At 71.0% G+C, this 12506-nt stretch carries 10 protein-coding genes; 7 read left to right on the top strand and 3 right to left on the bottom strand.

The window, feature by feature from the left end:
• Positions 1–166 precede the first annotated feature (166 nt).
• The gene (locus KIP79_RS07035; RefSeq protein WP_214103859.1) at positions 167–1804 is read left to right on the top strand and encodes a beta-1,3-glucanase family protein; all 1638 of its coding nucleotides are present in this window, start codon (positions 167–169) and stop codon (positions 1802–1804) included.
• A 54-nt stretch (positions 1805–1858) separates the two neighbouring features.
• On the opposite strand, the gene KIP79_RS49235 is transcribed toward KIP79_RS07035, so the two are convergent.
• Together KIP79_RS49235 and KIP79_RS07025 are read right to left on the bottom strand one after the other, a co-directional pair.
• Positions 1859–4537, bottom strand: a complete 2679-nt coding sequence (locus KIP79_RS49235) for a helix-turn-helix transcriptional regulator (RefSeq protein WP_214103858.1) — start codon at positions 4535–4537, stop codon at positions 1859–1861.
• 9 nt (positions 4538–4546) lie between these two features.
• Positions 4547–6160: a 2-isopropylmalate synthase gene (locus tag KIP79_RS07025; RefSeq protein ID WP_214103857.1), complete on the bottom strand. Its 1614-nt coding sequence runs from the start codon at positions 6158–6160 to the stop codon at positions 4547–4549.
• Between the two features lie 177 nt (positions 6161–6337).
• Here KIP79_RS07025 and KIP79_RS07020 point away from each other — a divergent pair, with 177 nt between their 5' ends.
• From KIP79_RS07020 to KIP79_RS07010, 3 genes are read left to right on the top strand one after another with little or no spacing between them, the layout of a single operon-like run.
• Positions 6338–7273: a UbiA family prenyltransferase gene (locus KIP79_RS07020; RefSeq protein WP_214103856.1), complete on the top strand. Its 936-nt coding sequence runs from the start codon at positions 6338–6340 to the stop codon at positions 7271–7273.
• A gap of 49 nt (positions 7274–7322) precedes the next feature.
• Positions 7323–8381 (top strand): sensor histidine kinase, encoded by a 1059-nt coding sequence (locus KIP79_RS07015; RefSeq protein WP_214103855.1) that lies wholly within the window; start codon positions 7323–7325, stop codon positions 8379–8381.
• Between the two features lie 20 nt (positions 8382–8401).
• Positions 8402–9124 (top strand): response regulator, encoded by a 723-nt coding sequence (locus tag KIP79_RS07010; RefSeq protein ID WP_214103854.1) that lies wholly within the window; start codon positions 8402–8404, stop codon positions 9122–9124.
• Here KIP79_RS07010 and KIP79_RS07005 read toward each other — a convergent pair.
• Positions 9024–9869, bottom strand: a complete 846-nt coding sequence (locus tag KIP79_RS07005; protein ID WP_308169606.1) for an aldo/keto reductase — start codon at positions 9867–9869, stop codon at positions 9024–9026. The genes KIP79_RS07010 and KIP79_RS07005 overlap by 101 nt on opposite strands.
• Before the next feature lie 259 nt (positions 9870–10128).
• Between KIP79_RS07005 and KIP79_RS07000 the strand changes: the two genes are divergently transcribed.
• Genes KIP79_RS07000 through KIP79_RS06990 form a run of 3 tightly spaced genes read left to right on the top strand, consistent with a single transcriptional unit; the run spans position 10129 to position 12504 of the window.
• Positions 10129–10737, top strand: coding sequence for a hypothetical protein (locus tag KIP79_RS07000; protein WP_214103852.1), 609 nt, complete (start codon positions 10129–10131; stop codon positions 10735–10737).
• Positions 10728–11732 carry an ornithine cyclodeaminase family protein gene (locus KIP79_RS06995; RefSeq protein WP_214103851.1) on the top strand — a complete coding sequence of 335 codons (1005 nt, stop codon included), beginning with the start codon at positions 10728–10730 and terminating at the stop codon, positions 11730–11732. Before KIP79_RS07000 ends, KIP79_RS06995 begins: the two co-directional genes overlap by 10 nt.
• Complete coding sequence (locus tag KIP79_RS06990; protein ID WP_250212808.1) at positions 11722–12504, top strand: PhzF family phenazine biosynthesis protein; 783 nt, start codon at positions 11722–11724, stop codon at positions 12502–12504. The genes KIP79_RS06995 and KIP79_RS06990 overlap by 11 nt, the downstream gene beginning before the upstream one ends.
• Positions 12505–12506 lie beyond the last annotated feature (2 nt).

The raw sequence follows: 12506 nt of genomic DNA, 5'->3' as shown, positions 1-12506 counted from the left end.
CCTTGTCCATTGACGAGCGAGGGAGCCCGGCCTAACCTGCGAGAGCGCTCTCTACACTGGAGGCTCTTCCAAGACGAGTACTCGTGAACCTTCTTCCCGGCGAGGGAACCCGTCCCGCTCCTCTTACCTGAGCCGCCTCACTCGACGAATGTGAGGACTTTGGCAAATGCCTACCAAGCGAAGGGTCTTAGGCACCCTGGCCGCGATCGCCATGGCCATTCCGATCGCGCTCGCCGCCCCTGCGCCCGCCCAGGCGATCGGACCCGCTCTCCTGCCCGTGACCGTAACCAACAGCACAGGCCGCGCCGACGCGGTCTATCTGTACGTGATCGGCGTCAACCTCAGCACCGGCCGGCTCGGCTACGTCAACGCGGCCGGCACCTTCGTCCCCTGGACCGGCGGCCAGATTCCGCCGTCACCGGCCCCGGACGTGTCCATCGCCGGACCCGGAAACGGTGCCAGCACGACCATCCGGTTCCCGCGTGGCTTTTCCGGCCGGGCGTACTTCTCCTTCGGCGAGAAACTCAAGTTCTTCCTGACCCCCGACGGACTCGTGCAACCCGCGCCGTGGGCGAGCGGCGACCCGAACCGCGACATCCTGTTCGACTGGAGCGAGTTCACCTACAACGACTCCGGGCTCTGGCTCAACAGCTCCCAGGTCGACATGTTCGCCGTCCCGCACGCCGTCACCGTGACCGGCGCCACCGGCGCCACCAAGCGCACCGGCGACGTCGTCTCCAACGGGCGCCAAACCACGATCAACTCGATCCGGGCGCAGGCAGGATGGGCGAACACCGCCTACACCCGTTCCGACGGCACCGTGCTGCGCGTCCTCGCGCCGGGCAAGGCGGCCGAGGCCGGCCTGTTCAGCCCCACCTACCTGGACGGCTACATCACCTCGGCGTGGAACGCCTACACCGGCAGGACACTGACCGTGGTGCCGTTCACCGACCAGCCCGCCATCAGGTACTTCGGCCGGACCAGCGGCAACGTCATGAACTTCACCAACTCCGCCGGACAGCAGGTCGCGTCGTTCAACAAGCCGACCAGCGCCCATGTCTGGGGCTGCGACGGCAACCTGCACGCGCCCAACGACCAGGTCGTCGGGCCGATCGCCCGCACGCTGTGCGCCGCCCTGAACCGCGGCACCCTCGGCACCATCGACACCCAGCCCAGCCTGGACGCGTCCCAGTTCTACCTCAACAACCCAACCAACCAGTACGCGAAGATCATTCACGCGAACATGGTCGACAAGAAGGCCTACGCCTTCGCCTTCGACGACGTCGGCGCCTTCGAATCGCTGGTGCACGACGGCGACCCGCGCTCGGCCGGCATCATCCTGAGCCCGTTCGGCGCCGGCGACCCCAATCCCCCGGCCTCATGGGTCAGCCTGGTCAACAAGACCAGCGGCAAGTGCCTTGACGCCCGCTCCTCCGGCACCGCGAACGGGACGGCGATCCAGCAGTACACCTGCAACAACTCCTACGCGCAACAGTTCCAGCTCCAGCCCACCAGCGGCGGCTACGTGCGGATCAACAACCGCAACAACCCCGCCCAGGTGGTGGACGTGAGCGGGGTGTCCACCGCGGACAACGCGTTGCTGCACCTGTGGGCCTATGGCGGCGGCAACAACCAGCAATGGCTGGCCGTTTCCGAAGGCGGCGGTTACTACCACTTCACGGCCCGGCACAGCGGCAAGTGCATCGACGTGCCAGGCGCGTCCACCGCCAACAGCGTCCAGTTGGTGCAGTACACCTGCAACGGCACCGGCGCGCAGTCGTTCCGGCTCGTCACCCAATCCTGAGATCCCCTCGGTCTCGACAAAGCCCCGGCTGGAGCCGGGGCTTTGTCGAGAGGGTCAGCGGGCGGTGGTCAGTTCGACGGGCAGGTCGCGGCGGCTGATGTTGAGTTTGCGGTAGATGCGGGTCAGGTGTTGTTCGACCGTGCTGACGGTGATGAAGAGTTTGTCGGCGATTTCGCGGTTGCTGTAGCCGATCGCGGCCAGGTCGGCGACCCGGCGTTCCGCGCTGCTGAGGGTGGAGGATTCGGGACGTCCGCCGGGTTCTGCGTCCGAGGAGAGCGCGCGGACGAGGGGTTCGGCCGCGCACTCCTCGGCCAGGGTGAGGGCCTGTTTCCGGACGGTTCTGGCTCGGCGGGCTTCTCCGGCCCGGGTGTAGGCGGAGCACAGGTCGGTCAGGGCGCAGGCCAGTTCATAACGGGCGCCGGCCTCCTGGAGCAGGTCGGCGGCCTGGCGCAACAGCTGGGGGCGGATGCGGGGTTCTCCGGCGGCGGCGAGCAGGCGCAGGGCCGCGCCGTACTCGCGGGTTAACAGCGGACCTGCAAGGCCGATCTGGTCCTGGATGAGCTGGCGCGCCCGGGCGGAACGCCCGGTGCGCGTCAGCGCCTCGGCCGCGCCCAGCCGCCAGCTGACCAGGCCAGGGCGGTCAAGCGCCCACGAAGCGGTCAGCTCACCCACGGTGCTGAAGTCACGCAGGGCGGCACGCGGATCACCGGCCGCGAGATGGCAGTGACCGCGGGCGTCCAGGTACTGCAGGCCGTAACGGGTGTTCGCCATCGGGTCGGGCACCGGCTGGACCGCCAGCTCGGCGGCTTCCTCGTGACGGCCCATGGCGGTCAGGGCCCGCAGCCGGACGGACAGCGGCCCGCCGAGCGCGACGCCCCAGCTCGTGGCGGGCACCAGGTGAAGGGCGAGTTCCCCGTAGCGGTCGGCGGCCATCAGGTCGCCCTGGCGCAGGCTGATCTCGGCCCGGATGGCGGCCAGCCGCGCCTGCCGGCTGGGCGCGCGGCGGGCGACAGCCTCCTCGATGTACGCGTCGCACCAGGGCGCGGCCAGGTCCAGCCGCCCGCCGAAGGTCATGGCCAGCAGCGCGCACTCGACCGCGTCCATGGACATGTCGTCCAGCCGGGCCCCGCGCAGGACGCGTTCCAGGTCGGGCACGACCTCGGCCCCTGGCTCGCCGGTGAGCACGGTGGCGAGCCCGGCGGCGGCCTGCAGCCGCTGGATGCTGCGGGCGGAGGTGATGACCCGGCCGTCGGCGGGCGCGTCCGGCAGGTGCCCGGTCATCAGGGGGTAGGTGCAGCGCAGCCAGGCGCGGGTGGCCCGCACCTCGGCGACGGCGCGGGCGTCCATGCCGGTCGCGGGGCCGACGTGGGTGAGCACGTCGGCGGCGTCGTCGAACCTGCCGTGCCACATGAGCGCCTTGGCCAGCACGACGGCGTCGGCGTCGGCCAGGCAGCCGGAGCGCAGCGCGTCCGCCAGTTCGGCCAGGTAGAGGGTGGGCGCGCCGGGGTTGATGCGCCATTCGGCCCGGACCAGCAGGGTTTTGATCTCCGCCCGGCGTTGCTCGTCGGCGCAGGCGCCGTCGGCGAAGGTGAGGTAGGTGACGGCGTCGGCGACCCTGCCCTCGTCCAGGGCCGTCCTGGCGGCCTCCTCCAGGGCGGGTACGGCCCAGGGGCCGCCGCCGTCGCTGGCGGCCACCAGGTGCCCGGCGACCGCCTCGGCCGCGGCGCCACCACGGAAGGCCAGCTCGGCGGCGCTGCGGTGCAGGGCCGCCCGGTCGTCCTGGTCCATGTCGGTGAGGATGGCGGCCGGCGCCGCGCGGTGGCGGAACCGGCCGGCCTCGTCGAGCACACCCATTTCGGCCAGGGAGCGCAGGCCGTACTCGACGGCGTCGGTGCCGAGGCCGGTCAGTTTGCTCACCTCGCCGGGGCGGACGTCGCCGGCCTGCCCCAGTACGGCGAGCGCGCGGGCGACCCGCGGCAGCCACGGCTCGGCCCGGCCGAGGCAGGAGAGCACGGCCCTGCCGTAGTTCTCGCCGCCGCCGGGGGGATCCGCGAGCAGGGCCGTCACCAGCAGGGGGCTGCCGCCGGTGGCGTGGTGCAGCCGGGCGGCCTCCGCCGGGCTCGCGACCTGCTCGGCCAGCCGGGCGACGCCCGCCGGGGAGAGCGGGCCGAGCCGCAGGTGCCGGCAGTGCGGCTGGCGGAGCAGGTCGGCCTGGAAGAGCGCCGGCGGGTGCCAGGCCACGTCGGCGTGGCTGAACGCGGCCAGCACGTGCCGGAACCGCACCCGCCGCGCCAGGTAGGACAGGCACAACAACGACGCCTGGTCGGCGAACTGCACGTCGTCCACCACGATCAGCAGCGGGCAACGTTCCGCCAGTTCGAGCAGCATGGCGCAGAGCGCATGGGCCACATGCGAGTCGACCCGGTCGCCGGTCTCGCGCACGCCCTCGTCGAGCAGGCTCAGCATGCGCTCGCGGTCGGCGACCACGAGCGGGGCGTTGTGCAGCAACTGGCCCAGCACGGCCAGCGGCAGCTCGGTCTCGGCGCTGGAGCAGACCGCGTGCAGGGCCAGCGCGCCACGCTCGAAGGCCAGGTCGACCAGGTCGTCGAGGAGGGCGCTCTTGCCGACGCCGATCGCTCCCCCGACCAGGGCGATCCTGCCTTCCCCGTGGACGGCGTCGTCGAGCAGGCCGCGCAGCTGTGCGACGGCTTCGTCGCGTTCGGCGAGTTCCATGACCGCCCCTCAGGCCCGGGCCAGCGCGGAGCGCACGGCCGCGCAGGAAGCGCCGATGACGTCGCGGTCGCGGCCCGCACCCCAGACGGGACGCCCGCCGACCACGCACTCGGCGTAGGCCATCACCCGGTCGGAGCCGGCCACCCCGGCCCGGTGGATCATGCGGACGTCGATGTTGAGCGCCGCCAGGCTGCCGCCCAGAGTGTGCACGTCGTCGCCGGTCCGGGCGTCGAGCCTGGCCCCCTGGAGGTAGAGGGTGACCGGCACGAGCGGGCCCAGCGGGGCGACCCTGGCCAGGTATTCGCGTTCGAACAGCCGGCCCAGGTCCTCGGCCGGGAGTTCGCCGCCGGCGGCATCGGTGGCGGCCTGGACGACGCGGGCGAAGTCGGCGCGCATGGCCTCCGGCAGGTCGATGCCGTGGCAGGAGCTCATCAGGTAGGCGACGCCGCCCTTGCCGGACTGGCTGGTGATGCGCACGATCTCCTCGTAGGTGCGGCCGATGTCCTGCGGGTCGATCGGCAGGTACGGAATGGTCCACGGCAGCTCACGCGGGTCCGCGCCGGCCTGCTCGGCGGCGCGTGCCCGCGCGTGGAAGCCCTTGCGGATGGCGTCCTGGTGAGCCCCGGAGAAGGCGGTGTAGACCAGGTCCCCCGCGTACGGATGCCGGGGGTGCACGGGCAGTTCGTTGCAGTGCTCGACGACCTGCCGGATGGCGGTGATGTCGGAGAAGTCGATCCCGGGGTCGACGCCCTGGCTGTACATGTTCATGCCGAGGGTGACCAGGTCGAGGTTGCCGGCCCGCTCCCCGTTGCCGAACAGGCAGCCCTCCACCCGCTGTGCCCCCGCCAGCAGCGCCAGTTCGGCCGTGGCCACGCCGGTGCCGCGGTCGTTGTGCGGGTGGATCGACAGGCACACGTGCTCGCGCCGGGTCAGGTTGCGGTCCAGCCACTCGATCTGGTCGGCGAACAGGTTCGGGGTCGATCGCTCGACCGTGGTCGGGAAGTTGAGGATGATCTCGCGGGCGGGCCCCGGCTCCCACACGTCCATGACCGACTCGCACACCTCCAGCGCGAAGTCGAGTTCGGTCTCGTTGAACAGCTCGGGTGAGTACTGGAAGGAGAGATCGCAGCCCTCGAGCGACCTTTCCGCGTACTTCAGCATCAGGCGGGTGCCCTGCACCGCGAGGTCGCGGCACTCGTCCCGGGTCATCCCGAAGACGACGTCGCGGAAGAACGGCGCGGTGGCGTTGTAGAGGTGCACGGTGGCGCGGGCGGCGCCCCGAACGCTCTCCAGGGTGCGCCGGAGCAGCTCGTCGCGCGCCGGGGTCATGACCGTGATGCGCACGTCGTCGGGGATGAGGTCACGTTCGACGAGCATGCGCACGAAGTCGTGGTCGTCCTGGCTGGCTACCGGGAAGCCGACTTCGATCTCCTTGTAGCCCATGCGGACCAGCAGGTCGAACATGACGAGTTTGCGTGCGGGGTCCATCGGGTTGACCAGGGACTGGTTGCCGTCCCGCAGGTCGGTGGAGAGCCAGCGTGGCGCTGCCTGGATGGCGCGGTCCGGCCAGCGGCGCCCCGGCAGCCCGACCGCGGGAAAAGGTGTGTATCGCGTGGTGTCCACGGCAATTCCTTTCTCGGTCCGAGACGTGCTCGACGCCTGGACGCTATTGCCGGGCCCGGGCGCGGGCAATGAAAGTGGACCGGAGGAACCGGTGGAGTATCGAAAGGAGTACGCCGGCTACCACCTCCTGCGCAGCACACTTAACGACCTGCGTAAAGAGTGCGCATACTCCCCGGCATGGCGACCATCAGACTTCTCTCGCAACCGCTCCGCGGCGGCTTCGGCCGCACCCTCGGAATGTGCGTGACCGAGGCACGTCCATCCGTTCTCGTTATTTTCCTGATGCGTTTCGCGACGGGTGCGGCGCTGGAGACCCGGGTGGCCGGCTGGGACGTGACGCGGGTCTGCGCCACCGCCGTGGTCTGGGAACTGGCGGTCTTCGCGGTCTACCTGTTCAACGGGGCGATGGACCTGCGCGAAGACCAGGTCAACGGGTCGCGGCGGCCGATCGCGCGGGGCGACCTGGCGCCGGCGGCGGCGCTGACGGTGTCGCTGGCCGCGGCCGTGGCGGCGTTGCTGGGCTCGCTCGTGCTGGGCGGCCTGACACCCCATCTGGTCGCCGCGCTGCTGGTGCTCGGGTTCGCCTACTCGGGGCCGCCGTTCTACCTCAAGCGGCGCTCCAGCACCACGGCCGTCGTCGGGATGTCCGGCGGGCTGTTGTCGTACTGCGCCGGGTTCACCGCGCCGAACGTGCCGGTGCAGGACATCGCCGTGCTGCCGATGCTGGCGGTGGCCGGGTCGTTGTGGATGGCGGTGGTGGGCACGCTGGCCAAGGATCTGCCGGACATCGCCGGGGATGCGGCGGCCGGGCGCAGTTCGGCGATCGCGGCCCTCGGCGAGCGGCGGGCGCGGTGGGTGCTCTCCGGCGCGGCGCTCGGGCTCGCGCTGACCTTCTGCGCGGTTTCGGTCACGTTCGACACGCCATTACTGCGGTCCGCCGGGACAATGCTGGCCGGGGCCACCGGAATAGCCATTCTCTGCCTTAGCGCGGCGGCCCGCGGAAATCGCGTTCGGCAACGCCGCCCTTACCGTCTGTTCATGGTTACGCAATACGCGGTGCATATCGCGGCGTTGTTGCCCGAAACAGCGGAAAACATATTGCCGATTTCATAGGTCTGGTCCAGGATGGAGCCAATCGGCCGCCTCCATGTTGGAGGGTTCGTTGGCGGAGGACACCCCTCGGCGCTACATCGACCACCATCGCGCGGAGATACTGAACGCTTACGCACGCGCTTTGGAGCAGTCCGACAATCCGTTGAGCCGGGACCGGACGGCACTCGCTCAGGCCCTGGCCAACGCCGGGCAGATCCTTGACGACATGGGCGAGGCGTTGCATGGCGGAGAACTGCGCCTCGACCGTCACCACTCGCGGCTGGCCCACGAGATCGGCGCCACCCGCGCCGAGACCGGCGTGCATCCCGAGCAGTCCCTGCGGGCCGCGTCCGCCTGGTTCCAGGCCGTCGTACGCACCCTGGAACAGCACCTCCCCGGAGACGAGGAGGGCCGGCGGGTGTTCGCGCTGGCGGTGCTGAGCCTGGAGCAGAGCATCAACGCCCGGGTCAGGGAGGCCGCGACCGGCTACTCAAGTTTTCTGCTCAACCGGGTCCGCGAGGCCCAGCAGGAGGAGCGGCGGCGCATCGCCCGGGAGCTGCACGACCGGATCGGCCACTGGGTGAGCGTCACCCAGCGGCATCTGGAGCTGTTCGAGCTGTACCGCGACAGTGAGCCGGTGGCCGCGCTGGCCAAGGTTCAGGTCGCGATGCAGGCCACCCTGGAGACCATGCACAACCTGCGGGCCGTCACCTCCGAGTTGCATCCGCCCGACCCGCTGAACAGCCTGGAGAAGGCGCTGCTCGGTTACCTCGAAAGCACCTCCACCGAGGACGCGGTGGTCAGCGCCAAGGTCAACGGCAACGAGATGTGGGCCACCCCCCACGTGCTCGACGAGACCTTCCTCATCCTGAGGGAGGCCGCCAGGAACGCGCTCGGCCACGGCGCGCCGTCGATCGTCCTCATCCGGGTGGACATCGCCCCGCACGAACTACGCGCCTCCGTCGACGACGACGGCACCGGCTTCGACACCACCCGCCGGCCGGTCCACGGCGGCGGGGTGGGCCTGCGATCCATGCAGGAACGGGCCCGGGCCGTCGGCGGCTCGGTCGCCGTGAACAGCAGCCCCGGCGGCGGCGGCACCCGCGTCGAACTGCTCATACCGCTCTGAGTCACTCCGAAGGCCAGGACATGGGTGAAATCAACATCGTGATCGTTGACGATCACGCGCTCTTCCGCGAAGGGCTGCGCGAGATCCTGGAATCGCAGGAGGACCTGCATGTCGTCGGGGAGGCGGGTGACTCCTACGCCGCCGTGGCGGTGGTCGCGCGGGAGCGCCCCGACATCGTCCTGCTGGACGTGGAGATGCCCGGGGAGGAGGTCACCGACACGGTGACCCGGATGCGCTCGGCCTCACCGCGCAGTCAGATCCTCATCCTCAGCATGTACGACGGCCCGCAGCTGTTGCGCCAACTGCTGGCCAAGGGGATCAGGGGTTACCTGCTGAAGAGCGTGCACTGGCAGGAGCTGGTCGCGGCGGTGCGCAGCGTGCACAACGAGACCGACCGGGTGGTGTTGTCGGTGTCCCGCGAGTCGCTGGCCAAGCTGGAGCAGTCGCCGACCGCCGCGACCCTGACCGACCGGGAGCGGGAGATCCTGGAGCTGGCCGCCGACGCGCTCAGCAACCACCAGATCGCCACCCGGCTGACGCTGACCGAGGCGACCATCAAGCGTCACCTGCGGAACGTGTTCGCCAAGCTCGGCGCGGTGTCCCGGATCGACGCGGTGAACAAGGCGATGGCGGCCTCGCTCATCACCCCGCACCGCGACCTGATGGCGGGGCGCCGGCCCGCTCCCCCGAGGGGTTTCCCGGAGGGAAGGCCTCGTCCAGGCGGCGCAGGTGGCCGGGGGTGAGCCGGACCTTCGCGGCGCTGAGGTTCATCTCCAGGTGGATCGGGTCCCTGGTACTGGGCACGGGCACGATGTGCTCGCCCTGGGCCCGCAGCCAGGCCAGGGCGAGCCGGCTGATCCCGATGTCCAGGTCGGCGGCGACCCGTTGCGCGGCGCGCAGCCGGGGGAGCGCGGCGGCCAGCCGGGCCGAGGTGAACCGGCGGTCGGCGCGGCGGCGGTCCCCCGTCCGGAGCTGGCCGGGTGAGGTGATGCGCCCGCCGAGGAACCCCCGGCCGAGCGGGCGGCAGGCGATGACGTCCAGGCCGAGTTCCCGGGCGGCGGCGATCTCGCCGTCCTCTGGGGTGCGGTGCCACAACGAGTATTCGGCGACGAGCGCCGTGACCGGGCAGACGGCGTGCGCGCGGCGCAGTTCGCCGGCGGTGACGCCGCGCACGGCGATTGCGGCGACCTTGCCGGATTCCAGCAGCCGGGCGGCCCTCTCCATGGTCGCCTCGATCGAGCGTCCTGGCACGGCTGGGCTGACCGAGTAGAGGTCGATGCGGTCCATCCGCAGGCGGCGCAGGGAGGCCTCGCAGTCGCCGGCCACCCGCCACGAGCCGGTGCCCGTCGAGATCATGACCCCGTCGCGGCCGGCGAGCGCGCGGCCGACCAGCGACTCGGCCTGCCCGCCCGGATCGTACGCGTCGATCAGGGTGACCCCGGAATCCAGGGCACGGCGGATCAGGGCCGTCCCGGACGCACTACTCACATGTCCGTACGCTCCAGAAATGGACATACAGCCCAGTCCGATCCCGGACGCAGCCAAGGTAACGCGCATCTGACCTTCCACGTCGCCGTTCCGCCGTCGGCATTAATGAGTAAACCGTGGCCGGGACGCGGGGCAACCCCCTAATTTTCGCCCCCTAATTCCCGGGCCATTCATTGACCCGGCCGCAGGCCGCCGAGAAAACTCTAGGAAAAGCTTAGGAAAGCGCTCCACGCGCCCCGCCGGAAAACGATATTCAGGGGTGACACTGGTGTTTCAGCAATGGCTTGTCGCTGACCCTTCCGCTGCGGTCCCCCTGGAGTCCATCGCGACGCTCGGGCCCGAGGGAACCAGCAGTGAAAGTGCCGCGGTCCACCTGTGGGCGGCGCGCGGCCGGGGTGGCCCGTCGCGGGTCCGGCTGCTCGACACGTACGAGGAGGCCGCGGCGGAGCTCAAGGCGGGGCGGGTCAGTCACCTGCTGGTCGCCAACGCCTACAGCGGCATCAACACGTTCTACATGGACCGCGAGTTCTCCCTCGCGCTCGCCTTCGTGTACGACACTCCCCCGTACGGGCTGGCCACGCCATGCCCGGGGAGCGTACCGCACGCGGTCAGCATCGCCACGCACCCGGCGGCGGCCCCCCTGGTGGGCGAGCTGCTCCCGGCGCGGCACGCGGTGACCACGATCCTCTACACCGACTCCACCAGCGTGGCGGCGGCCACGGCGCGGCGCGCGGAGACCGACCTGGCGCTGACCACGCAGCCGGCGGCGCTCGTGCACGAGCTGGAGTTCATCTCACGCACCCGGCCCATCCGCATGTTGTGGTCGGCCTTCACCCTGCACTCCCGAAGTGAGGACCCATGCTCGTGATCGATGGACCCGCGGTCCGTGAGCTCTACCCGATGTCCACCGCCGTCGAGGTGATGGCCGAGGCGATGCGGCGTTACAGCGGGGGTAAGGTCACGCTGCCGCTGCGGACGATCCTGCGCCCCGAAGGGGAGACCGGGCTGATGGGCACGATGCCCGGCTACGTCAGCGGCGACGACAGCGGCGACGATTGGGCGGGCTTCGGGCTGAAGGCGATGATGCTCAAGCCGGAGAACCCCGCGCGCGGGCTCGACCTGCACATCGGCGTCGTGATCGTCTTCGACCGGGAGACGGCGCGGCCGCTGGCGATGATGGACGCCTCCGCCGTGACCGCCGTGCGCACGGCCGCCGTGACCGCGGTCGCCACCGGCGCGCTGGCCCGGCCCGACGCCGGTGACCTGGCCATCCTGGGCTCGGGCGTGCAGGCGCGCAGCCACCTGGAGTCCATCCGGCTGGTACGGCCGCTGCGCCGGGTCCGCGTGTGGAGCCCCAACCCCGACCACGTCAAGGCGTACGTGGAGTGGGCGTACGAGGAGCTGGGCGTCACGGTCGAGGCCACCGACGGCCCGGCCGCCGCGCTCGCCGGCGCCGACCTCGTCTGCACGACCACCTCCACCCGGGACCCGATCGTGCGGGCCGCCGATCTGGCGCCCGGCGCGCACGTGAACGCGGTCGGCTCGTCGTTCATCGACCACCGGGAGCTGTTCCCGGACGCCGTGGCGGCGGCCTCGCTCTTCGTGGACAGCCGCGAGTCGGCCACCCGCGAGTCCGGCGACCTGCGCGGCGCAGTGGAGGCCGAACTGGTGGACCACGGCCACATCCTGGCCGAGATCGGCGAGGTGCTGCTCGGCGCCCACCCCGGCCGGACGAGGGACGACGAGATCACCCTCTACAAGTCGCTGGGCCTCGGCGTGCAGGACATCATGTCCGGCTTCGCGATCGCGGCGGCAGCCAAGGCCGCAGGCCGGGGGCTGGAGTTCTCCCTGGATGGTCACTGACATGCTGGTCTGCACGGTGGACTCTTTCACCGACACGCCTTTCCGTGGCAATCCCGCGGCCGTCTGCCTGCTGGACGGGCCGGTCTCCGACGACTGGATGCGGGCCGTGGCCGCCGAGATGCGCCATTCGGAGACCGCGTTCCTGCTGGGCCGGTCACTGCGCTGGTTCACCCCGGCGGCGGAGGTCGCGCTCTGCGGCCACGCGACGCTGGCGACCGCGCACGTGCTCTACAGCACGGGCCGGGCGTCCGGGCGGGTGGCGTTCGACACGCTGAGCGGGGTGCTGACCACGGACCAGGCCCCCGGTGGGCTGATCACGATGGACTTTCCCGCGATCGCGGCGGCCGAGGCCGCCGCGCCCGCCGGGCTGGCCGAGGCGCTCGGCGTCAAACCCGGGTGGGTGGGCCGCAGCCGGTTCGACCTGCTGGTCGAGGTCGGTACGGAGGACGAGGTGCGCGCCGCGGCACCCGACTTCGACCGGCTGGCCGAGATCGACACGCGGGGCGTGATCCTCACGGCGGCGGCGATCGGCCAGGGCGCGGACTTCGTGTCGCGCTTCTTCGCCCCCCGCTACGGAGTGCCGGAGGACCCCGTCACCGGGTCGGCGCACTGTGTGCTGTCCCCGTACTGGTCGGAGCGGCTGGGGCGGGACCGGCTCACCGGTGCCCAGTTGTCGGCGCGTGGCGGAACGGTGGTGACCACACTGCGTGGCGACCGCGTCGAGCTGGCCGGGCAGGCGGTCAGCGTCTGGTCAGGTCAGCTGCACGTTTGAAG

The sequence above is a fragment of the Acrocarpospora catenulata genome (genome assembly GCF_018476525.1).
In the GTDB taxonomy this organism is placed as follows: Bacteria; Actinomycetota; Actinomycetes; order Streptosporangiales; family Streptosporangiaceae; genus Acrocarpospora; species Acrocarpospora catenulata.
Note: the sequence above shows the minus strand (reverse complement) of the source record. Positions and strands in the feature narration are given on the sequence as shown.